Source organism: Leuconostoc pseudomesenteroides KCTC 3652, from assembly GCF_014634745.1.
GTDB lineage: Bacteria > Bacillota > Bacilli > Lactobacillales > Lactobacillaceae > Leuconostoc > Leuconostoc pseudomesenteroides.
This window is the reverse complement of sequence record NZ_BMBP01000003.1, coordinates 87,847-111,712: the sequence shown is the minus strand read 5'-3', so window position 1 is coordinate 111,712 and position 23,866 is coordinate 87,847. Positions and strand designations below refer to the sequence as shown.

The window sequence follows — 23,866 nt, the reverse complement described above, 5'->3', positions numbered from 1 at the left end:
GAAATTAATATATTTGTTATAAAACCTGACATAACTTTGACTAAATTGACAAAATGTGCGTAAAATGGAACTAGAACAGACTGGACTAGAACTCTACGTTCGTCCAGTTTTTTTTGATATCGTGAGTGCTTAAGGCAATCACAACGAGTGAAAAGGAGAATTAGGTCATGTCAATGATTGAATTTAAGAATGTTGAGAAATATTACGGGAATTTTCATGCGCTTAAGAACATTAATTTGGAAATTGATGAGGGCGAAACAGTTGTTTTGATTGGACCATCTGGGTCAGGAAAATCAACTTTAATTCGTACCGTTAATGGATTGGAAGAAATTCAAGAAGGTCAGTTACTTGTCAACGGCTTTGATCTTCATGATCCTAAAACTGACATCAACCGTATTCGTAAGAATGTTGGCATGGTGTTCCAGCACTTTAATTTGTATGATAACAAGTCAACAATTGAAAACATCATGTTAGCACCACGTCTTGTTTTAAAAAGAGACGAAGCTGAAAACAAAAAAATGGCAATGGCATTGTTAGAAAAAGTTGGCTTGGCAGACAAGGCTGCTAATATGCCTTCCGAACTTTCTGGTGGTCAAAAGCAACGTGTTGCGATTGCTCGCTCACTGGCTATGCAACCAAAGGCGCTTTTATTTGATGAACCTACCTCAGCGTTGGACCCAGAAATGATTGGGGATGTTTTGGATGTTATGCGTGACATTGCTAAAGATTCGTCAATGACCATGCTAGTTGTGACGCACGAAATGAGTTTTGCTAAAGCAGTTGCTGACCGTGTTATCTTTATGGCTGACGGTCAAATCCTTGAAGATAGCTCAACAGAAGCATTCTTTAATAATCCAACTGAACCACGAGCGCAACAATTCTTGAGCCAGGTTGAGCATCACTAAAATTTAGATTGGGAGGAAAAGTGTTAAAAACTTTATTGATGCCAACAATAATCGGTAAAATTTTTAATGCGACATTATTATGGAAAAAGCTAAAAAAAGACAATTCGGCATTATTGCCACAATCGTCTTAGCTGCCGTTATTGTCCTCGGTCTAATGTGGGCAACAGCTACCGCTAAGAAAAATCAAGAACATCAAGACACTTTGGCGCGTGTTGAAAAACTAGGCCGGATTGTGTGGGGTGTTAAAGCAGATACAAAATTATTTGGTTTGATGGATACAAAAACTGGTGTTTCTAAAGGATTTGATGTTGATATCGCCAAAGCACTGACGGTACAGTTATCCAAGCAAACTGGTGTACCGATGTCTGCTGAATTTGTACCCGTTTCATCATCGTCAAAAATTCAACTTTTAAAAAATACCAATATTGATGGTACTGTTTCAACAATGACTATCACGCCAGAACGTGAAAAAATTATTGACTTTACAAAACAGTATTTTGATGCCGGACAATCAATTCTAGTTAAAAAGGATTCGGGCATCAAGTCAATTAAGGATATGAATGACTCAAAGTACACGATTATTGTGGTCGTAGGTACAACAGCTGCGGAAGAAACTAAAAAGTTCGCACCTAAAGCGAAATTGTTGGCCGTTCAAGACTATGCAACTGGCATGCAAGCATTAAAGGCCGGACAAGGTCAAGCAATGTCGACCGACAATGCAATCTTATATGGTTTTGCAACTGAAAACCCTGATTATCAAATTGTTGGTGGCACATTTACACACGGACCTTATGGTATTGCTTTTGATAATGATCAAGGACCAATGATTCGAGAGACCAATAAAGCCTTGGCTACATTGAAGAAAAATGGTGTATACAATAAATTGATTAAAAAATGGTTCAGTAATGTGCCTGGTCTCGATTGGCATGAATTGGAGGCGAAATAATGGATTTATTACAGAATAATTTTTCGACATTTTTGCAAGGATTCGGTTATACGTTATTATCAAGCGTTATTGCGCTAGTTGTCTCAATGATTCTGGGTACTTTCTTTGCCATTTTGCAAATTTTACCCCAAAAATGGGTACAAAAAGTTGGTAACATTTACGTTCAGGTTTTTCGTAATATTCCCTTGTTGATTATCACTTTCTTTTTCTTCTTAGTTGTTGCAAAAGTGATACCAATGAATGGGTTCACTGCTGGAACAATTGCCCTATCACTATACACATCAGCCTTTATTGCAGAAACCGTCCGCGCGGGTATTTTATCAGTGAACAGTGGACAAATGGAAGGTGCTCGTGCTAATGGTTTATCTTTCTGGCAGGCGATGCAACACATTGTCTTGCCACAGGCGTTTAAAATAGCCTTGCCATCGCTGGGTAATCAATTCATTAATTTAGTAAAAAACTCATCTATTTTGGCTTTTGTCGGTGGTCTTGATTTAATGTATCAAGGCAATATGGTTGCGGCTAACACTTTTGACACGTTTGGCACATATATTATTGTGGCGCTTTTCTATCTAGTGATTACATTGCCGTTGAGTTACTACATGCAGCATCTTGAACGTAAACTAAAGCACGCGGCTTAAGGAGGACATTATGGTTACATTAGGAATTTTTGACGCCTTTACACCACAGAACGTCCAATATTTGTTGGGTGGTTTAGGCATTACAGTGGGTGTCTCAGTTATTTCAGTTATTTTAAGCTTCATTGCAGGTTCGGTGATCGGTATTATTCAATTTGAGAGATTACCATATTTTTCAAAGTTCGTTGGGACAATTAATAATATTATCCGTAACTTACCCTTGCTATTGATTATTTTCTTTGTTTATTTTGCCTTACCAAAATTAGGCATTCACTTGCCGATATTCTGGGCAACAGTGGTTGCTATGAGCACGTTTGAGTCTTCAATGTTGGCTGAAATTGTTCGTGGCGGACTTGAGTCGATTGATAAAGGGCAATTTGAAGGCGCACGCGCAAATGGTCTTTCCAATTTGCAAACAATGTTTTATATTGTATTGCCACAAGCTTATAAGAAAATGATTCCGCCAATTATTTCACAGTTGATTTCATTGGTTAAAGATACCAGTTTGGCAATGGGAATTGTCTTGTCAGAAATGACTTATCGTGGTCAAATTATCTATGCACAGAATTCAACGTATATCATTCCTGTGTTGATTGTGATTACCCTAATTTATTTCTTACTAAATTACGGCTTGTCCTTAATCGCAAGATGGTTTGATAGTAAGTTAGCTTAAATTGATGAGAGAGAATTGACGCTAATTGAGGTAATCAGACCAAATAAGGATCGGTTTGTCAGTGTATTTCTACTATAAATGTTATATTGTACGTTAAATCGCAGTAAAATCTTAAAAGATAACAAAATGAATTGCAAATGAGAAATACACATGGTAAACTAATACCATTGTTAGCAAAAAAGTATATCGGGAGGATATATTAACATGGATACATGGAAAAAATGGGCAATCGGCGCCGCCGTTGTCGTTGTGGTAGGTGGCGGAACACGCGCCGCTGGCCTCTGGGGTGGTTCAAATGGATCATCAAATGCACTTAAGTTTTCTTTCCCAACAGAAATCCAAACATTGGATATCTCAAAGAATACGGATACTTATTCTGGAACAGTCATCGGTAACACGGGCGCTAACTTGTTGCGTGTGAATGCCAAGGGTAAGGCTGTTCCTGAATTGGCTAAGTCAGTTAAGGTTTCAAAAGATGGTTTGACTTATACAGCAACTTTACGAAGTGGCTTGAAGTGGTCTGATGGTTCATCTTTGACAGCAAAAGACTTCGTTTATTCATGGCAACGTATTGTTGATCCAAAGACAGCTTCACAATATGCTTACCTTGCTTCGGGTGTGAAGAATGCTGATGCCATTACTGCTGGTAAAGCTAAAGTTAGCACTTTGGGTGTTTCAGCAAAAGGTAATGTTATTACATTCCAACTTGAACGTCCAATGCCACAATTTAACTATTTGTTGACATTTGCTAATTTCATGCCACAAAAGCAAAGCTTTGTTGAAAAGCAAGGTAAGAAGTATGGTACTACTTCTGCAAAGCAACTATATTCAGGTCCTTATAAGTTTGAAGGATGGAATGGTACTAACAACAGCTTTAAGTTAGTAAAAAATGATAACTATTGGGATGCCAAGAGTGTTAAGACAAAAGAAATCGACTACTCTGTCGTTAAAAAGCCAGAAACGGCCGTTCAATTGTATAAGCAAGGCAAGCTAGACCGCGCTTCAATCTCAACACCTGAACTATATGCTGCCAACAAGAGCAATAAGGATAAGGTGAAGGTTCCTGAAGCAACCACAGCTTATATCGAATATAACCAAACCGGTAAGAACAAGTTCTTAGCTAACACAAAGATTCGTCAGGCTTTGAACCTTGCAACTAACCGTAAAGAATTGGTTGATCAAGTAACATCTGGTATTTCAACACCAGCTACTGGCTTGGCACCACAAGGTTTGGCTAAGACTGCATCAGGTGAAGATTTAGCTAAGTACGTAGCACCTGGCTACAAGTACGATGCTAAGGCAGCTGCTAAGTTGTTCGCTGAAGGTTTGAAAGAAGTTGGTGAAACAAAGATGACTTTGACAATCACTTCTGATGCTGACAGCCCAGTTGCAAAGACAACTTTGGACTACTTACAAGGATCACTACAAAAAGCTTTGCCAGGTTTGAAGGTTGAAGAAAAGTTTGTACCATTCAAGCAACGTTTGTCAGATTCACAGACACAAAACTTTGAGGCTGTCGTAACGCTTTGGGGTGGTGACTATCCAGAAGGCTCAACATTCTATGATTTGTTTAAGGATGGCGCTTCATACAATGATGGTCAATTCAAGAATGATGCTTATACTGCAGCTGTTAAAAAGGCAGAGACAACAGATGCTTTGAATGATTCAGCACGTGACTCAGACTATAAGACTGCTGAAGCCGCATTGTATAAGGATGCTAACTTCAACCCATTGTACTTCCGTGCAGGATATTCATTGGCTCGTCCAAGTGTTAAGGGCATTATCATTAACACGACTGGATTGAACATTGATTTCAAATACGCCTACCGTAAGTAAGTGATTTATGATAGAATTAAACTACATTTAATTAAAAATGAGAATTGACATATGTCAATTCTTATTTATTAGGAAGTCAAGACTATGGTGAAATACATTTTAAAGCGATTGGCGCTTTTGATTTTCACGTTATTCTTAGTGATTACTGCAACTTTTTTCCTGATGCAAATTATGCCAGGAACACCGTTCAATAACCCTAAGCTAACGCCACAAATGATTGCCCAATTGAACAAAGCATATGGATTGGATTTGCCGCTTTGGCAACAATATCTTCATTACTTGGTAAACGCCTTTCGTGGTGATTTTGGAACATCATTCCAATATCAAAACCAAAGTGTTAGTATGCTGATTGGTCAGCGTCTACCAATTTCTGCACAACTTGGCGCACAAGCCTTGGTTGTGGGCGTTATTGCTGGTTTGCTCATGGGTGCCGCATCAGCGCGTAATAAAAACAACAAAATTGATGGCCTATTGGGTGTTGTTTCGACACTTGGTATTTCAGTGCCTAGTTTCATATTAGGTATTATCTTCTTGTACTTGTTTGGTTTCAAGTGGCCATTATTCCCAGTATCAGGCTGGTGAGACTCGTTTTCACAATCAGTATTGCCAACATTGGCACTGGCTGTTTCACCAGCAGCTGTTGTGACACGATTTGTTCGATCTGAAATGATTGAATCATTGAGTTCTGATTATGTGCAGTTGGCTCGAGCTAAAGGTCTGAGTGAGAAAGAGGTTGTTAATAAACACGCCTACCGTAACTCTATGATTCCTGTTCTAACATTGATTGGACCAATGGCGGCTGGTTTGTTAACCGGTTCCACATTGATTGAAAATATTTTCTCAATTCCAGGTATCGGGCAACAATTCGTTTCCTCAATTCCCACTAAAGATTTTCCAGTCATCATGGGAACTACTATCGTATATGCATTGATGCTGATGGTTATGATCTTGATTACGGATATTTTGACGGCAATTGTTGATCCACGTGTTCGGTTGCAATAAGGAGGCTCATGATGGCTGCAAATACAGAAGACTTTGTCATCGTTGGCGCACAAAACTCCGAAGCCAACGAACATATTTCTAAGCCTGCCTTGTCATTTTGGCAAGATGCTTGGCGTCGATTAAAATTAAATAAACTAGCTGTGATTTCACTTTGGTTTTTGGTGTTTATTCTCGGCTTTGCATTAGTATCAAATTTTTTCGTAACACAAAACAAAGCTAACGCTTTTGATTCTGATAACGTTGGTAAATATAAAAACTTACCACCAAACTCAGGGTTACCAATTCCAGGGTGGAATGGTAAGTTGAAAGAGCCTGGTGCCACAGATACTACTGATCCCTATAAAAACAATAACGTTAAAGAAAATTTCATTTTGGGAACTGATAATCTTGGTCGTTCATTAGGAAAACGTGTTATTGTGGGACTTCGTATCTCATTGTTAGTCGCTATTTCAGCAACTTTTATTGATTTGTTAATTGGTGTTACTTACGGTGTATTCTCCGGTTGGAAAGGTGGCTGGGTTGACGTTGTCATGCAGCGTATCATTGAAATTCTTTCCTCTGTACCTAATTTGATTGTTGTGACTATGTTTGGTTTGTTACTGGGAAACGGTGTCACATCAATCATTATTGCGATTGCCATTACGGGTTGGTTAAGTATGGCACGACAAGTACGTAACATGACACTTTCATTGAAAGAGCGTGACTACGTCTTGGCTGCCAAATCTCTTGGTGAAAGTTCAACTAAGATTGCGATTAAGCATTTGATTCCTAATATGGCTGGTACAATCATTGTTCAAATCATGATGACAGTGCCAAGCGCAATCATGTTTGAAGCGGTCTTGTCTGCCATTAACTTGGGTGTTAAGCCACCAACGGCTTCACTTGGTTCATTGATTTCTGATGCTCAAAGTATGTTGCAATTCTACCCTTACCAGGTTTTGATTCCTTCTGGTGTGTTGGTGTTGATTTCGTTGGCGTTTATCTTGCTGGGTGATGGGTTACGAGATGCCTTTGACCCACGTGCTAGTGAAGATTAAGAGGTGCAAGTACTTATGAGTAATCCTATATTAAGAGTTGAAAATTTGCACGTCAATTTCAATACCTATGCTGGTACGGTGCAAGCCATTAGAGACGTGTCATTTGATTTAAATCAAGGCGAAACGTTGGCAATTGTTGGTGAGTCTGGCTCAGGAAAGTCAGTCACAACAAAGACATTGATGGGTCTGAATGCTAAAAATGCTGTGATACCTGAGAATAGTCGTCTTTTGTTCAAAGACAAAAATTTGTTGGAATTGTCCGAAGAAGAATGGCAACATGTTCGTGGTAATGAAATTGCGATGATCTTCCAAGATCCAATGACTAGTTTAGACCCAACAATGAAGATTGGGCAGCAAATTGCTGAACCATTAATTAAACATCAAGAGTTGAGCGAAAAAGATGCTTTGGCTCGCGCTTTGGAGTTGATGAAGGGCGTTGGTATTCCTAACGCTGAAGAGCATATTAACGATTACCCTCATCAATGGTCTGGTGGTATGAGGCAGCGTGCTGTTATTGCAATTGCGCTGGCTGCGGATCCTGAAATTTTGATAGCTGATGAGCCAACTACTGCTTTGGATGTTACGATTCAGGCACAAATTTTGAATTTGATGAAGCAGTTACAAAAGCAGTCAAACTCTTCAATTATCTTTATCACACATGATTTGGGTGTTGTTGCTGGTATGGCTGATCGAGTAGCTGTCATGTACGCTGGTAAAATCGTTGAGTATGGTACAGTTGATGAAATTTTCTTTAATCCACAGCATCCCTATACATGGGGACTGTTAAATTCAATGCCAACCACGGATACGGCTGAAGGGTCATTGCAGGCTATTCCGGGGACACCACCAGATTTGTTGGAGCCACCGCTAGGTGATGCTTTTGCCCCGCGAAATTCGTATGCACTTGCCATTGATAGTAAAGAAGAGCCACCTTTCTTTAAAATTAGTGATACACATTATGCAGCCACTTGGCTACTTGATGAGCGAGCACCTAAAGTGACCCCACCCGAACAGATTTTGAAACGTTGGGCACGATGGGAAGAAATACAAGGACAGGAGGCTTAATCATGACTGAAGAAACACCAAAAAAATTGGTTGAGCTGAATGATTTGCAATTGTACTTCAACAAGGGAAAGGCCAATGAAGTACGGGCTATTGACCATGTCAGTTTTGACATCTATGAAGGTGAAGTGTTTGGCTTAGTAGGTGAGTCTGGTTCTGGTAAAACGACGATTGGTCGTACTATCTTAAAGTTATATGAACCAAATGATGGTACGATTACCTTTGATGGTGAAGACGTCACTAAACTTAAGGGCAAACAGTTATCTAATTTCCGCAAAGACGCACAAATGATCTTTCAGGATCCACAGGCTAGCTTGAACGGTCGAATGAAGGTGCGTGATATTATTGCTGAAGGCATCGATATCAACCATCTGGCCAAGTCAAAGAGTGAACGAAATGCTAAAGTTCAGGATTTGTTGGATTTGGTTGGTCTAAACAAAGATCACGCCACGAGATATCCACATGAATTTTCTGGTGGTCAGAGACAACGAATTGGGATTGCACGTGCGTTGGCAGTTGATCCAAAGTTTATCATTGCAGATGAACCTATTTCCGCTTTGGATGTGTCAATTCAAGCACAAGTTGTTAACTTAATGAAAGAATTGCAGAAAAGGCATTCATTAACATATCTGTTTATTGCCCATGATTTGTCGATGGTGAAATATATTTCAGACCGTATTGGTGTGATGCATTGGGGTAAGTTATTAGAAATTGGTACTTCAGATGCCGTTTATAATCATCCATTACATCCTTATACAAAGAGTCTATTATCTGCTATTCCAGTACCAGATCCTGAAGCTGAAAGTTTGAGGCAGCACATTGATTATGATACAACCATTGAAACTGATGGTAAAGAGCGTAGCATGATTGAAGTTAATCCAGGACATTTTGTATTGGCTACGCCTGAAGAAGCAGAACTATATAAGCAACAACAAAAATGAACACCTGTTAGCCGACCATTATTGGTTGGCTTTTTTTGTAAACAAAAACGAAAAGTGTATAATATTTATTAGTTAATTAAGATAAAGAAATGAGAATTGACATGACAAAATTACAAGATGATTTTTATGATGCAATTAACGGTGAGTGGGCAAAAACAGCTGAAATACCAGCTGATAAGCCCTCAACTGGGGGTTTTAATGATTTAGCAGTAGGGATTGAAAAGTGGTTGTTGTCAACGACTAACGAATGGCAAAACGGTGAGAACGTACCAGATGATGATATATTGCAGCAGTTTATTGCTTATCATCGTTTGACGTCCGATACACAAACACGGGATAAAATTGGTGTCGCGCCAGTATTGCCTTTGCTGGAACAATATAAAGGTTATCAATCGTTTGCTGATTTTGCATCCCATATTGCTGAACTTGAGCAAAGGGGATTGCCAAACGCATTGCCTTTTTGGATTGACCCAGATTTCAAGAATGCCAAACTAAATGTTTTGTGGGCTGGTAGTCTGCCATTACTGCTGCCAGACACGACATATTACACTCCCGACAATGAGCAAGCTAAAGTATTACTCGCGAAATTTCGTGAACAGCAAATGACATTATTGCCTCAGTTTGGTTTTTCAAGTGATGAAGCGGAAACAATGATTGACAATTACATTGCTTTGGACGCCCGAATTGCAAGTGTTTCATTGAGCCGAGAGGAACAAAACGAATATGCCAAATTGTATCACCCTTATCAATGGGATAATTTTGTTCAACAAGCGTCGGATTTGCCACTAAATGATATTATCAAAGCTTTGATTGGACAGATGCCGGATAAAATCATTGTACCTGCAGAGCGTTTTTGGGCTTCTGCAGATCAATTTTATTCTGAGGATGCATGGCCATTATTGAAAGACTATCTGCTTATAAATGTTGCTAATGAATATACTGATTTGTTGAGTGATGATTTGCGTGTCTTGGGTGGCGCTTATGCGAGAGCTTTGCAAGGCTTGCCTGAAGCTAAAAGCACCGAGAAAGCAGCTTTTTACTTGGCAGCAGGACCATTTAGCCAAGCGATTGGTATGTATTATGCACATGAGAAATTTTCTCCAGAGGCAAAGGCAGACGTTGAAGCAAAGGTAGCGACGATGATTGATGTCTATAAAAATCGTTTGCAGAACGTTACTTGGTTGACGCAGGCGACACGGGATAAAGCAATTATCAAACTTAACGCGATTGTGCCTCACATTGGTTATCCTGATAAACTGCCAGATCGTTTGTCACAAAAGACAGTTGATGAAGGGGCGACATTGTTTGAATCTGCAGCTAAATTTAGGCAAATTGAGATTACCCATACTTGGCAACAATGGCATCAACCAGTTGATGAAAATGAATGGCAAATGCCAGCACACTTGGTCAATGCTTACTATGATCCGCAACAAAATCAAATTTTCTTTCCGGCAGCTATTTTACAAGCACCTTTTTATAGCTTACATCAATCTTCATCAGCCAATTATGGTGGGATTGGTGCAGTGATTGCTCATGAAATTTCTCACGCTTTTGATACCAATGGCGCGTCATTTGATGAATTTGGTAGTTTGAATAATTGGTGGACTGATGCGGATTATGCTGCCTTCAAAGAACGTACACAGCAAGTTGTTGATCAATTTGATGGCTTAGATTCGTATGGCGCTAAAGTGAATGGTAAGTTGACAGTGTCAGAAAACGTGGCTGATTTGGGTGGATTAGCTGCTGCTTTGGCCGCTGCCAAACGAGATGAGGATTTTTCATCGGAGGCATTCTTTACCAATTGGGCTGCTATTTGGCGTATGAAAGCACGTCCTGAGTACATGCAATTGTTAGCGGCAGTGGATCCACACGGTCCTGCTAAGGCGCGTGTTAACGTACAAGTAAAAAATTTTGACGACTTTTTCACGACATTTGATGTTAAAGAAACTGATGGCATGTGGTTGGCGCCAGATAAACGCGTTCAAATCTGGTGATGACTGGTCTAAATGACACATTAGTCATCTGATTTGTTCTCAAACAATTATATGTTTTGGTTAGTTAATGGGTGCAATATAGCGAATCGTCGTTTATTTTGTCTTTTATGTCAAAATTGCTTGCTATCACTCTCATTTTCTGGTATTATAATATAGTTGTTTGAGATATGGGAGTGTACCTTCGGGTTCGTAGGTTCGAATCCTACCGCTCCCATTGCCGATTTAATAGTTAACGGCAAAATAAATTAACTATTGCCCCTTCGCCAAGCGGTAAGGCATCGGTTTTTGGTACCGACATGCGCTGGTTCGAATCCAGCAGGGGCAATTGCTAGAGGAACTTGGGAAAGTTCCTTTTTTTGTATATAATTATCATGATAAGAATAGCCTAGTAAGAGGTATCAATGATGAATTTTTTTGTGAACAAACGGATTGGGCATAGTAATAGCGGTGTGGAACATGCGCAATTTTATCGCGCCCAATGTTTTCGTGAAAAAAACATGGTGTTCAAGTTGATTTACACTGATTACCTACCACAATTGCATGAACACATGAAAGAGTGGCGCTTAAAGGAAAATGAAGTTATTGGTTTGTATGACTATTTATTGAGCGATAATCCTTCAGAATATTTGCAAAACGGATTAGCGCACACAAATGTGTACCGACAGCAAACTTTAGTAGATTTTGTGGACACGCAAAGAGTAGTGCATCAACAAACGACGGGTCAATATCAGGCGACGATACTGAAAAGTAAACGGTTTGATAGCAAAAAAAATGTTTATTTAGTTGGGGATGACCGCGTCATTTTAGAAAATGGACAACATCGTGTGGCTTGGCATTATCGTCATTCTGAATCGCTTGGTAAAATCATGACTAACATTCATGTTTCGGGATTTCATGACCGTGATTATTTGTTTGCGACGTTTGAAGAGTTACTCATGTTTTTTTTACTAGAATTGCAACGTGAATTTACTCATAATTGTTACTTCATTGATCGTGGTACTGACAATGAGGAAGTGCTTATTACCTTGAAAAATCGAGGTTATCAGTTGAAAATTGTTGACATTGTGCATGCAGCTCACTTGGTTTCTTATCAAAATAATCGACCGGTATGGAATAACTATTATCAATATATGTTTGATCACTTAGATGATGTTGACAGAGTGATTGTGGCGACAACCTTACAACAAAAAGATATATTGTCACAATTGCGTGATAGCGGTTTACCAGTCGATCCTCATAAAATAATAGCGATTCCAGTCGGTGGTGTTAATCAAATTGCGGCGCCAAAAAAATGGGCTGGTAATGTTGCAAAATTCGTCACGGTTTCACGACTGCATCCAGAAAAAAAGATAGCGCACATTGTTGAGTCGATTGCGCAACTTAATCAAAAGGGCTTTGCTGCCACTTTGTCAATATATGGTACGGGAAATGAAGAAGATAAATTAAAACAGCTCATTAACGACTACCATTTGAATGACAAAATCACTTTAAAGGGATTTTGTCAGTCGATTACACGCGAGCTGCTGAATTATGATGCTTATGTTTCCGCGTCTTATTCAGAAGGTTTCGGTCTGACATATATTGAAGCATTGGGAGCAGCACTACCAGTTGCCTCCTATGCTAATTTGTACGGTGCACAATCATTGATTAAAGATGGTAAAAATGGTCATTTAGCAGAATTTGATCGTCATAACAAAAATGAAGCTACCAATATTGCTCATTTGTCAGCAGCGATGCAACTTATTTTCACAGATTATGATACGTTATCGGAGGGCGCTACATTGACTGCTGAAAACTTTCAAATTAAAAAAATAGCGGATCAGTGGGCGCGTGTTGTTGAGGGGCTATCATGAAAATTGAAATCATCAATTCTTTATCGATCACGCAATTGGATGGTATTGCTTGGCAAATCGAACAAGTTAAGCTCGGGCGTAGTGATGAATTATGGGTTGCCACACCCCATGAAGATGCTGTTTACCTCATCAAAAAGATGGGATTGTCACCTGATAAGGTGTTTGACATGTATGGACAACAATATTTTTCAACAATTGATGACACAAAAGGTATTTGGTGGTCAGACTTGATTGTGCCAAATGAAAGTCAAATTGTCGTCAATCAAGATGGTACTAAAAGTATCATGAGTTTTGGGCGTGAGCTGGCAAAGGTGAGATGGTTTAGTCAATCTAAACGACTAGTACAAGCTGTGACATGGTATGATGACGACGGCAAAATTGACTATAAAGATATTTATCGACGTGACGGGCGACTATTTGCTAAACAGTATTTTAGTGATGGTGAATTGTTGCAATCTGACTTTTATCTTGGTAATAATAAGGTGGTTGTTCAAGATTTTTATGCTGATGGGCACTGCAACTTAGTGGTGGCTTTTGGACAAAAGTTCCGGCGACAGAGTGATTATATTGCAGATGTTGGTAACCAACATGTCGATAATCAGTATAATGTGACACAGCTTGGACGTTCAATTGACTTTGCACCACAAAAAACCAAACTGACATTATTTAATGATGTGACAGATAAGAATGGGCATGTTTTGAAAGAAGTGTCTGCTATTTTAAAGAATAAACATCATCCGATTGGATCAGTCTGGGTTAAGCCACAAGACGCAATAACATTGAAAATGTCTGGGTTACCGGGGCAAAAGGTTCATGTCATTAGGACTGAACGCCATAAGTAGTTATTATCGTGCATTTTTTCACACACCAAGCAAGACAATTAAAGCGTTTTGTTTTATAATAGAGTTTGTAACAATAAAAAATTGGAGGCTATCATGGCTAAATTGACTGTTTCAGATTTGGAACTTTCAGGTAAGAAAGTATTGATGCGCGTTGATTTCAACGTGCCTATCAAAGCAGGCGTTATCGGAAACGATAACCGTATTGTGGCAGCATTGCCAACAATCAAGTACGTGTTGGAAAACAACGGTCGTGCAATTTTGTTTTCACACTTGGGACGTATTAAGTCTGAAGATGATAAAAAAGAATTGTCATTGGCACCAGTTGCTGCGCGATTGGGCGAATTATTAGGCAAGGACGTTAAGTTCGTACCATTTACACGTGGTGCAGAATTAGAATCAGCAATTAATGCTTTGCAAGATGGCGAAGTTTTGATGGTTGAAAACACACGTTTTGAGGATGTTGTTGACGGCGTTGAAGTCAAAAACGAATCAAAGAACAACCCAGAGTTGGGCAAGTATTGGGCATCATTGGGTGATGATTTGTTCATCAACGACGCCTTTGGAACAGCACATCGTGCCCACGCTTCAAACGTCGGTATCGCTTCAAATGTTTCACAAGCAGCCGCTGGTTTCTTGATGGAAAAGGAAATTAAGTTCTTGGGTGACGCTGTGGCTAACCCAGTTCGTCCATTTGTTGCTATTATTGGTGGTGCAAAAGTTTCTGATAAGATTGAGATTGTGAAGTCACTATTGTCTAAAGCCGACAAGGTTATTGTTGGTGGTGGTATGGCTTATACTTTTGACGCTGCTAAGGGTGAAAAAATCGGTAACTCATTATTTGAAGCCGACAAGGTTGAATTGGCTAAGGAATTAATGGCTGAAGCTGGTGACAAGTTGGTTTTGCCGGTTGATTCAATTGCTGCTGACGCATTTTCAAATGATGCCAAGACAGAAGTTGTTGATGCCACAGCTGGTATTCCTGATGGCTACATGGGACTGGATATTGGTCCTAAGTCAGTTAAGCTGTTGCAAGATACTTTGTCAGACGCTAAGACAGTTGTTTGGAACGGCCCAATGGGTGTGTTCGAAATGCCTAACTTCGCCAAGGGTACATTGGCAATTGGTGAAGAATTGGTTAAGGTGACTGAAAATGGTGGTACAACAATTGTTGGTGGTGGTGACTCAACTGCCGCAGTACAACAATTGGGTGTTGCTGACAAATTGACACATATTTCAACAGGTGGTGGTGCATCACTTGAATACCTTGAAGGTAAGGAATTACCAGGTATTGCTTCAATTTCTGAAAAATAAATTTATCAGTTAAACCTGATTAAAGGCACAGCGCTCTACTAGGAGCCTGTGTTTTTTTTGTCACATTTTTAGTAATTTCTTTACCATTTATGAAATAGCTATTTTTCTATATTATAATGTCGTTTATATGAGAAATATGTTAATTTGATTTCTAAACCATGTACAAAGATTAGATATACATGATATAATATTACCCAGGTTAAAATTAAGGAAGAGTAACATGGCAGAAAAATTGTTAGATGCTCAAGATGTTTCGGTAGAATTTAAGATTGCCGGTGAATATCAAAAAGCATTGCATAAAGTTAATTTATCAATCAATCATGGTGAAGTTCTTGCCCTTGTGGGTGAATCCGGTTCAGGCAAATCAACGTTTGCAATGAGTGTCATGGGACTTCATAACCCTGACCAGACAAAAGTCACTGGGTCCATTAAACTTAATGGCAATGAATTAATCGGTTTAACCGAACGACAATTCGATCAGTATCGTGGTGTTTCGGTCGGCATGATTTTTCAAGATCCACTATCAAGTTTAAATCCTCTTATGAAAATCGGCGATCAAATTGCGGAAGCCATGACTGTTCATGATAAACACACGCAACAAGTGTCAAATCGCGTGTTAGGATTACTTGATGACGTTGGTATTGTCGACGCTAAACGTGTCGCACAGCAATATCCGCATGCGCTTTCTGGTGGTATGCGTCAGCGTGTGATGATTGCAATTGCATTGGCTAACGAGCCAGATTTGATCATTGCTGATGAACCGACAACCGCTTTGGACGTTACGATTCAAGCACAAATTTTGGATTTGATTAAGGAAATCCAACAAAAAAAGAATGCCGGTATTTTACTCATTACCCATGATTTAGGTGTTGTGGCTGAAATGGCTGATACTGTTGCGGTTATGTATGCGGGTCAGATTGTTGAAAAAGCTGGTGTTGAGGAATTATTTAATCATCCGAAACATCCGTACACACGTTCGTTATTGCGAGCTGATCCTTCAGATGTTAAACCAGGTGAAACGCTATATGCTATTCCAGGTACAGTGCCAGCTCTAAAAGATATGGATCACAATAAAGATTTGTTTTTGCAGCGTGTGCCTTGGTTAGATGAATCAGTAGTAAATGCCAACGTAAAAGATGAGCTACAACAAGTTGGGGATCATCACTATGTTCGTGGTACAGCGTGGCAAAATTTTGAATTTAATGACGTTACTGAGGGAGAAAATCAGGTATGAGCGACTTAATTAGAATTGAAAATTTGAAAGTCTATTATCCGGTACGTTCTGGTTTCTTTAATCGTGTAACGGATAACATTAAGGCTGTTGATGATGTGTCATTTTCCATTAAAGCAGGACAAACATACGGGTTAGTAGGTGAGTCAGGCTCAGGCAAAACGACGATTGGCAAATCATTGGTGGGATTAGAAGATCCCACTAGCGGGACAATTTTGTTTGATGGCGAGGAAGCTACAACAATCAAGCAGAAAAAGAAATTAAATTATAACAAAGATGTCCAAATGGTGTTTCAAGATAGTCAATCTAGTCTAAACCCACGTCGTTCCATCGGAGAAATCATCGCTGAACCTTTGAAGAGCTTTGGTGTACCTAACGCAATTGGTGCGGGAGCCGGAGATAAACGTTCATTTGATCAAGATGATATTGATAAACGTGTATTAGAATTATTAGAAATTGTGGGTTTGCCAGCACGAACTGTGACGCAATATCCGTTCCAGTTTTCGGGTGGTCAGCGGCAACGTATTGGTGTGGCCCGCGCCTTAGCAACCAATCCACGATTAATTGTGGCAGATGAGCCAGTTTCAGCGTTAGATTTATCAGTTCAAGCGCAAGTTTTGAATTTCATGAAAAAAATACAACGTGACTTCGGCATTAGTTTCTTATTTATTTCCCATGATTTAGGTGTTGTGAAGTACATGACGGATAACATTGCGATTATGCATAATGGGCGTTTTGTCGAGTTAGGTACGACGGCAGATATTTTCGATGATCCGCGTCATATTTATACTAAGCGATTACTATCCGCAATTCCAAGTCTAGATGTTAGCAAACGTGATGCTAACCGCGCTTATCGCAAGCGGGTTGAAGCTGAATTTGCTGAAAATCAAGCTGCATATTATGAGCAGGATGGCTTACGGGCACGTGCGTACGATTTAAAGCAAATTACGCCAACCCATTCTGCGGCACTTAAGAAAGGAGAGGCTTAATTATGTGGCGAACGATTTTACGGCGTGTTTTGATTATGATTCCTCAGTTATTTTTGGTTTCAATACTGATTTTTATGTTGGCACAGTTAATGCCTGGTGATCCATTCTATGGAAATTTAAATCCTAACTCCGATCCAGCTACCATTGCGCGCATGCGACATGCGGCTGGCTTGGACCAACCACTATATCAACAATATATTCACTGGATTGATCGTGTTTTTCACGGTGATTTAGGCACATCATACGCCGTTAACAAAGGCTGGACTGTGACGCGAATTATTGCTTCGCGTCTTTGGCCAACCATTTCAATGGGAATTATTGCAGCGATATTAACTTATGTTTTTGCAATCTCTGAAGCTTTATTATCAGCACGACACGAAAACAAAACAATTGACCGCATTTTGATGGTGTGGAATACAATCACCTCAGCAGTACCATCCTTTGTTTTTTATTTTTTGATGATGATTTTGTTTGTTTACTTGATTCCAATTTTTCCAGCTTCAGGTACGGGAATAGATGACTCTCAGAGTTTTACGACGAGTTTTTTCAGTAATTTGCGTTATGCGTTTTTACCTGCGTTCACGATTGCCTTGTTCAGTACGAACAGTATTTTTCAATATTTGAGATCAAACTTATTAGATCAACAAGCACAAGATTATGTTAGAACTGCACGTGCTAAAGGTGTCACAATTAAGGATGTCTTTAGAAAACACATCTTACGAAATGCCTTTCTGCCGATTGCATCGGGAATTGGTTACTCAATTACTGGTGTGCTGGGTGGTGCAATGTTTGCTGAAACAATCTTTGGTTATCCCGGTATTGGTGCATTATTCGTCCAAGCTCTGACTAGTCGTGATTATACAGTCATCACAGCAGTTATGTTATTGCAAGGATTCTTAGCATTGTTGGGTGGCTTACTATCTGATGTTATTTCAGCTTGGGTTGATCCACGTATTCGAGTGAAATAAGGAGTGAACCATGGAAACTAAAATGAAAAAACAACGGTTTGGTGCACGCTTTATTAAAAATTTCTGGCGTGAACTCGAAAAAGATAACTTAGCATTAGTGACAGTTGTCTTGTTAATTGCACTATTCTTATTTATAGTCATTGGTCAATTCTTTGTGCCAAGTAACATTGGGACTATGAGTGATATTTTGAATGCTAATCTACCACCCATGAGTGGTGGTCATATCTTAGGCACAACAGATTCTGGTGCTGACTTTATTTTAACGTTGATTGCCTCAGCTAAAAACTCAATTATTATTGGTTTTGGCGTTGCAATCATTATTACAGTTATTTCAGTTGTTGCTGGTATGATTATCGGCTATTTTGGTGGCTGGATAGATTGGTTATCAATGCGTATTATTGATTTCTGGTTGATTATGCCACTTATCATGATTTTAGCAATTATTTTTTCAACAGCTAAGGGCTTGTCGATTTGGAATTTAATATTGATTTTGGGACTAACCAGTTGGCCAGCGAGCGTGCGTTTGGTTCGAACATTGACGTTATCTGAAGTTAATCGTGATTATGTTGATGCGGCCAAAATTTCGGGAACCCCTTGGTACAAAATACTCTTTACAGGTATTTTTCCAAATATTTCACCAACGATTATATCGGATTTTGCACTAACATTGGCTACTTCAATTGGTATTGAGACAAGTTTGACATTCCTTGGCTTTGGTTTAAAACAAGGCACTAACTCAATCGGAATGATGTTGACTGTGTTAAGCCAGAACTCAGCCTCAACTATCTATACGCAATGGTGGTTATGGTTGCCAGAAACTATTGTGTTGATTATTTTGACAGTTGGTGTTGTGATTTTGGGTCAAGTTGCACGACGTGCGAGTGACCAGCGACAATCAGTTTCTTAAAATAATAATATAAAAATGAGAAAATGATGTTGACAGCAAAATAAATAAGTGATATATTGCTTAACATGATGAGTGTTTTAAAAAAGAACATTCCAATGAAGAAACACAAAAAGGGAGAATATATATGGTAAGCACAGGTGCAAAAATTGGCTTTGGCGTTGTTGGCCTAGTCGTTGTTGTAGGAGGTGGCTGGGCAGCATTGTCAGCAACGTCCAATAAGGACGCTACACCAAAGGCAGTCAGTGTTGGTTCATTTAAGGGTGATTATACTAACTCAAAGGCAGCGATTAAGGGCGGTAATTTAACAGTTACCTATCCTGGACAAGCTGCTTCACCAATCACATTTGCTGGGTATACGGAATTCGCACAGTGGGCGGCTGCTCAACAACAACTACAACCAGCTGGTAATAATCAGTTGTTCTACACCGATAAGAATGGGAAGATTATCAGTAGTGGTCCAGCAAAATTGAAAGTTGACAAAGATGCCAAAACTGTCACGATTACATTGAGAGATAACTTGAAGTGGTCGGATGGTAAAGCTGTCACTGCCAAAGACGTTGAATTTTCACTTGAAACCTTGTCCACTAACACAGTAGCTTCAGGTAACTTTACTGAAGCCTATACCAAGATTAAAGGTTTGACAGATTTCCAAAATGGTAAGTCAAAGTCAATTTCAGGTATCAAGTTTGATGATGGTGAAGATGGCAAGAAGTTGACAGTATCTTATACAAGTCTACCAGCTGCTGTTAACTGGGGTGACGGTGTGCCAGCCTATGCTTTGCCATATCATGATTTGAAAGATGTGAGTTCAAAGACGATTGACACATCTAAAAAAGTTACCAAAACACCTCTGTCATTTGGACCGTTTAAAGTGTCGTCTGTTTCTTCAGACTCAACAGTTAAGTATGTGCGTAACACTGATTACTGGGGTAAACAAGCTAAGTTGAAGACAATCACTTATTATGTTAACCAAGATCAGTCAAAGCTTGAAAATGACTTATCAAAGCAAAAGTTTGATATTGTGACAACAGCGCCAGCTACATTGTGGAAGAATGGTAATACGCCAGTGTTGTCAAAATATAACAATGCCAAGGGATATGCTGCTACTGGTCAAGCTGATGCAGGGTATTGGGAACTTTACTTTAACTTAGGACACGCAGATTCTAAGGGAACAAGTATTCAAGATCGTTCAACGCCATTGCAAGATGCCGACGTACGTAAGGCAGTTGGTTATGCACAAAACGTCGGTGCGGTTGTTGCTAAGTATGGTAATGGTCTACGTGTGACAACTAACACATTAGTTTCAAAGTCAGAAACTAAGAAGTTGTTCTACGATAAGAATGTCAAGGGTTATCAAGAAAAAGCAAATGGCGACATCAAGAAAGCTGATAGTTTGTTGGAAAAGGCAGGCTATAAGAAAGATTCTGATGGTTACTATGCTAAAGATGGCAAGCGTCTAACGTTGACTTACTTGGCTCGTTCAGGTCGTTCAACAGCTGAGTCTGAAGCAAAAGCTTACATCGCTGCATGGAAAGCAGCCGGTATTGAAGTTAAGCTTTATCAAGACAAGTTAGTTGATGCAGCTACTTGGCAGTCAATTGTTTTGTCAGCAAAGAACAATGATTGGGATATCACTGATGGTGGTTGGGGTGAAGGTACAGTACCAACATTTGACCAACTTTGGAGCAAGAATGCTGCTTATAACTTTGGTCATGTCACATCAGCAGCTTTGACTAAGAATTTGACTGACACACAGAATTCAACTTCTGATGCAAGTTTGATTAAGAATATCAAGGCCTTCCAAAAGTTAGTTGTTGATAAAGAAGCCTACACAATTCCTACTTACACTAACATTGATGTGCAATTGGTCAATGGTCGTGTTAAGGGATGGACAAATGCACCTGTCAATGATTTGTATGCTAAATTAAGTGTTACTTCAAACAAATTGACTACTTCTGGTAATCCACGTAAGTAATCACAAATTAAATACGGGTTGGTATCCTCCCATGGCTCACGTTACTTTTCCAGCCCGTAAGCAGTAGTTGAGCCAAACAGTAAAAAACATCACAGCATGGATTTTTGACTTCCTAATGTTGTGATGTTTTTTTATGTCATTTTCTAATTGTTTTATAAAAATTTGAACCAAAATTAACATTTTATTGGCTAATTAGCATACAATGTATGTGACAACGACTCAGACATTTCGAAGAAAAGAAAGTGTGAAAAAATGTACGCAATAGAGATGAAAGATTATGGCGACGTCGATGTTTTTGCAGAGGTAACAGATGCCAAAACACCAGACATTAAGCCCAGTCAGGTACTGGTTAAGCAACGTGCAACAGCTATTGATCCCTATGATGTAAAGTTTCGTGCAGGTGTCATGGGAACTAGTGCACCAACACCACTGATTAATGGCTCGTCTGTGGCTGGTGACATTATTGCAGTAGGTAGTGAAGTAAGTGATTTTCATGTTGGTGATCGTGTTGCTGCATCACCGCATCTCAAAAGTTACGCTGAATTTGTGGCTGTCAGTAGTAAGCAATTAGCTAAAATTCCAGATGGTGTGAGTTATGAAACAGCCGCAGCAGTTGTTTTGGGTGGTCAAACGGGTTATCAAATGATGACGAGCGATTTAGATGTACGACCTGGTGAGAGCGTATTGATTCACGGTGGCGCCGGCTCAGTTGGATTTACTGCGATTCAAGTTGCTCAGGCAATCGGTGCGGATAAAATATACACAACCGCCAGTGGGGAATCAGCCGTATTCTTAAAGGCGTTCAATCCGCATTTACATGTTATTGACTATAAGAAAGAAAGTTTGGCGACTGTTATTAAAGATAAAGTAGACGTCGTGCTTGATACCATCGGTGGTAAAACCTTAACTGATTCTTTGAGCGTGTTGCAATTCGAAGGTCGACTTGTGTCCATAGTTGATGATAATGATGACCCAAGAGTCACTCATAGTTTTATGAAGTCAAATGGTCAGCAATTGGCGGAATTGTTGCAGATGGTTGCCAGTGGTGATGTGAAAGTCAATATTGCTGAAGTGGCGCCATTTAATGTGATTAATCTGAAAGAATTTCATAGTCGTCAGCACGTTTTAGGCAAGTTAGTTTTAAAGTTCTCGTAATCCAACTTTTATTTTTAGAAACCTTAAAGGTCTCTATATATTTGTTAGTGAAACACGTCACTTTATAAAAGAATTTTATGTAAATTTTACATAAAAACTATTTACAAATATGAATTTTATGGTTACAATTTACTTGTAAATAAATTCACATATATGAAAGAGGTTAAATATGAAAGCAGCAGTTGTCCGTGAAGTGAATGATGGGTATGTTGATTTAATTGATGATTGGCAACCACGCGCGTTAGGCTTCGGTGATGCTTTGGTTGATGTTGAATACGTCGGTCTTTGCCACACTGATTTGCACTGTGCTAATGGTGACTTTGGTAATCCAAACGAAATTGGTGAACGAAACGGTCAATTCCGTCGTGTTATTGGTCATGAAGGCGTTGGTCGTGTTTCAAAGTTAGGCGAAGGTGCCGGTGATTATCTTAAAATTGGTGATCGCGTATCAATTGCTTGGTTCTATGATGCTTGTGGTGTTTGTGACTACTGTGTTTCAGGTAATGAAACGTTCTGCCGTAAGGTTCGTAACTCAGGTTACACGATTGACGGTGCAATGTCACAACAGGTTGTTGTCAACTCAAAATATGCAGTGAAAGTACCAGAAGGTTTGGATCCAGTTGAAGCAACATCAATCACTTGTGCCGGTGTGACAATGTATAAGTCACTTAAAGTTGGTGAAACAAAGCCAGGTGAATGGGTGTCAGTTCATGGTGCCGGTGGTTTAGGTAACTTGGCTGTGCAATATGCTCATAATGTATTTGGTGCACACGTAGCCGTTATTGATGGTAACGATGACAAGTTGGCTGCTGCTAAGGCTAACGGTGCTGAAGTGTTGGTCAACCGTAAGACCGAAGATGTGGTTGCTAAGGTTAATGAACTAACTGGTGGTGTGCATAACGCGCAAGTAACTGCTGTTAATGATGCAGCTTTCTCACAAGCTGTTAATGTTTTGCGCCCAATGGGTAAGTTAGTGGCCGTTGCTTTGCCACAAGGTGATATGGCACTCAATATTGCTAAAACAGTATTAGACGGCATTGAAGTTCGAGGATCACTTGTTGGTACTCGTGCCGATTTGAAAGAAGCTTTCCAATTTGGGGCTGAAGGTAAAGTTAAACCAATCGTCGAAACAGTTGATTTCAAGGATATGAATGATGTGATTGATGAGATGAAGGCTGGTAACATTACTGGACGTAAAGTCTTTGACTTCACAGCATTATAATTAAAAAAAACGAGATACAGAATTTGTATCTCGTTTTTTTAACTATTGATTTGCCTCAAGTGTGATTAAATTACCTTCGGAGTCATGGATTTTAAAGGCGATTTTATTGCCGAAACGTGGCTCGGGCTTGCCTACAATTGGAATAAAATTATTGCGAAGATGTTGCTTTAATTCATCTTGATGGTCTCTAATCAACATTTCTAATTGATCAGTTGATTCACCGGCTACAAAAATAATATCATCACCATCAATCATTAAGTGGCGACCACTTGCGTGACCAGATTGTGGTAGGTCGAATACATCACGCCAAAAACGGTAGGCGCGGTTGACATCTTGAGCTGGAATTGTTTTAATGTTGAGTTTTCTTGGTTTCATAATA

General features: G+C 39.5%; 20 protein-coding genes, 1 tRNA gene and 1 pseudogene. 21 read left to right on the top strand and 1 reads right to left on the bottom strand.

Features of this window, described 5'->3' with window-relative positions:
- Window positions 1-167 precede the first annotated feature (167 nt).
- The 21 genes and pseudogenes from IEU65_RS05085 to adhP all read left to right on the top strand — a co-directional run bounded on the left by IEU65_RS05085 (window position 168) and on the right by adhP (window position 23,487).
- Window positions 168-905, top strand: coding sequence for an amino acid ABC transporter ATP-binding protein (locus IEU65_RS05085; protein ID WP_031941379.1), 738 nt, complete (start codon window positions 168-170; stop codon window positions 903-905).
- Window positions 906-984: 79 nt separating this feature from the next.
- Entirely contained in the window at window positions 985-1,851 is an 867-nt protein-coding gene (locus IEU65_RS05080) for a transporter substrate-binding domain-containing protein (RefSeq protein ID WP_010295944.1), read from the top strand.
- Complete coding sequence (locus IEU65_RS05075) at window positions 1,851-2,492, top strand: amino acid ABC transporter permease (protein WP_010295941.1); 642 nt, start codon at window positions 1,851-1,853, stop codon at window positions 2,490-2,492. The genes IEU65_RS05080 and IEU65_RS05075 overlap by 1 nt, the downstream gene beginning before the upstream one ends.
- A gap of 10 nt (window positions 2,493-2,502) precedes the next feature.
- A complete protein-coding gene (locus IEU65_RS05070; RefSeq protein ID WP_010295938.1) occupies window positions 2,503-3,162 on the top strand; it encodes an amino acid ABC transporter permease in 660 nt (219 codons plus the stop codon).
- Window positions 3,163-3,366: 204 nt separating this feature from the next.
- Window positions 3,367-4,998, top strand: coding sequence for a peptide ABC transporter substrate-binding protein (locus tag IEU65_RS05065; RefSeq protein WP_010295934.1), 1,632 nt, complete (start codon window positions 3,367-3,369; stop codon window positions 4,996-4,998).
- A gap of 84 nt (window positions 4,999-5,082) precedes the next feature.
- A pseudogene (locus IEU65_RS05060) lies at window positions 5,083-6,000 on the top strand (ABC transporter permease).
- 11 nt (window positions 6,001-6,011) lie between these two features.
- Window positions 6,012-7,037: an ABC transporter permease gene (locus IEU65_RS05055; RefSeq protein ID WP_010295931.1), complete on the top strand. Its 1,026-nt coding sequence runs from the start codon at window positions 6,012-6,014 to the stop codon at window positions 7,035-7,037.
- 15 nt (window positions 7,038-7,052) lie between these two features.
- On the top strand, window positions 7,053-8,102 hold the full coding sequence (locus IEU65_RS05050) for an ABC transporter ATP-binding protein (protein ID WP_010295928.1): 1,050 nt from the start codon (window positions 7,053-7,055) through the stop codon (window positions 8,100-8,102).
- A gap of 2 nt (window positions 8,103-8,104) precedes the next feature.
- Complete coding sequence (locus IEU65_RS05045; protein ID WP_010295924.1) at window positions 8,105-9,040, top strand: ABC transporter ATP-binding protein; 936 nt, start codon at window positions 8,105-8,107, stop codon at window positions 9,038-9,040.
- 101 nt (window positions 9,041-9,141) lie between these two features.
- Window positions 9,142-11,034 carry a M13-type metalloendopeptidase gene (locus tag IEU65_RS05040; RefSeq protein WP_010295921.1) on the top strand — a complete coding sequence of 631 codons (1,893 nt, stop codon included), beginning with the start codon at window positions 9,142-9,144 and terminating at the stop codon, window positions 11,032-11,034.
- A gap of 253 nt (window positions 11,035-11,287) precedes the next feature.
- Window positions 11,288-11,359, top strand: a tRNA-Gln gene (locus tag IEU65_RS05035).
- 79 nt (window positions 11,360-11,438) lie between these two features.
- On the top strand, window positions 11,439-12,887 hold the full coding sequence (locus IEU65_RS05030; protein WP_168441509.1) for a glycosyltransferase: 1,449 nt from the start codon (window positions 11,439-11,441) through the stop codon (window positions 12,885-12,887).
- Window positions 12,884-13,729, top strand: a complete 846-nt coding sequence (locus IEU65_RS05025) for a glycosyl transferase (protein WP_010295918.1) — start codon at window positions 12,884-12,886, stop codon at window positions 13,727-13,729. Before IEU65_RS05030 ends, IEU65_RS05025 begins: the two co-directional genes overlap by 4 nt.
- A 93-nt stretch (window positions 13,730-13,822) precedes the next feature.
- Window positions 13,823-15,040 (top strand): phosphoglycerate kinase, encoded by a 1,218-nt coding sequence (locus IEU65_RS05020; protein WP_010295915.1) that lies wholly within the window; start codon window positions 13,823-13,825, stop codon window positions 15,038-15,040.
- A 220-nt stretch (window positions 15,041-15,260) separates the two neighbouring features.
- Window positions 15,261-16,274, top strand: a complete 1,014-nt coding sequence (locus IEU65_RS05015) for an ABC transporter ATP-binding protein (protein WP_010295912.1) — start codon at window positions 15,261-15,263, stop codon at window positions 16,272-16,274.
- Entirely contained in the window at window positions 16,271-17,260 is a 990-nt protein-coding gene (locus tag IEU65_RS05010) for an ATP-binding cassette domain-containing protein (RefSeq protein ID WP_010295910.1), read from the top strand. Before IEU65_RS05015 ends, IEU65_RS05010 begins: the two co-directional genes overlap by 4 nt.
- Before the next feature lie 2 nt (window positions 17,261-17,262).
- Window positions 17,263-18,228 (top strand): ABC transporter permease, encoded by a 966-nt coding sequence (locus tag IEU65_RS05005; protein WP_139967610.1) that lies wholly within the window; start codon window positions 17,263-17,265, stop codon window positions 18,226-18,228.
- A gap of 10 nt (window positions 18,229-18,238) precedes the next feature.
- Window positions 18,239-19,135 carry an ABC transporter permease gene (locus IEU65_RS05000; protein WP_010295902.1) on the top strand — a complete coding sequence of 299 codons (897 nt, stop codon included), beginning with the start codon at window positions 18,239-18,241 and terminating at the stop codon, window positions 19,133-19,135.
- Between the two features lie 124 nt (window positions 19,136-19,259).
- Window positions 19,260-21,110: an ABC transporter substrate-binding protein gene (locus tag IEU65_RS04995; protein WP_010295900.1), complete on the top strand. Its 1,851-nt coding sequence runs from the start codon at window positions 19,260-19,262 to the stop codon at window positions 21,108-21,110.
- A 252-nt stretch (window positions 21,111-21,362) separates the two neighbouring features.
- On the top strand, window positions 21,363-22,265 hold the full coding sequence (locus IEU65_RS04990) for an NADP-dependent oxidoreductase (RefSeq protein ID WP_010295897.1): 903 nt from the start codon (window positions 21,363-21,365) through the stop codon (window positions 22,263-22,265).
- A gap of 169 nt (window positions 22,266-22,434) precedes the next feature.
- Window positions 22,435-23,487 carry an alcohol dehydrogenase AdhP gene (adhP, locus tag IEU65_RS04985; RefSeq protein WP_004911634.1) on the top strand — a complete coding sequence of 351 codons (1,053 nt, stop codon included), beginning with the start codon at window positions 22,435-22,437 and terminating at the stop codon, window positions 23,485-23,487.
- Between the two features lie 42 nt (window positions 23,488-23,529).
- On the opposite strand, the gene IEU65_RS04980 is transcribed toward adhP, so the two are convergent.
- Complete coding sequence (locus IEU65_RS04980; RefSeq protein ID WP_010295891.1) at window positions 23,530-23,862, bottom strand: VOC family protein; 333 nt, start codon at window positions 23,860-23,862, stop codon at window positions 23,530-23,532.
- Window positions 23,863-23,866: the final 4 nt, after the last annotated feature.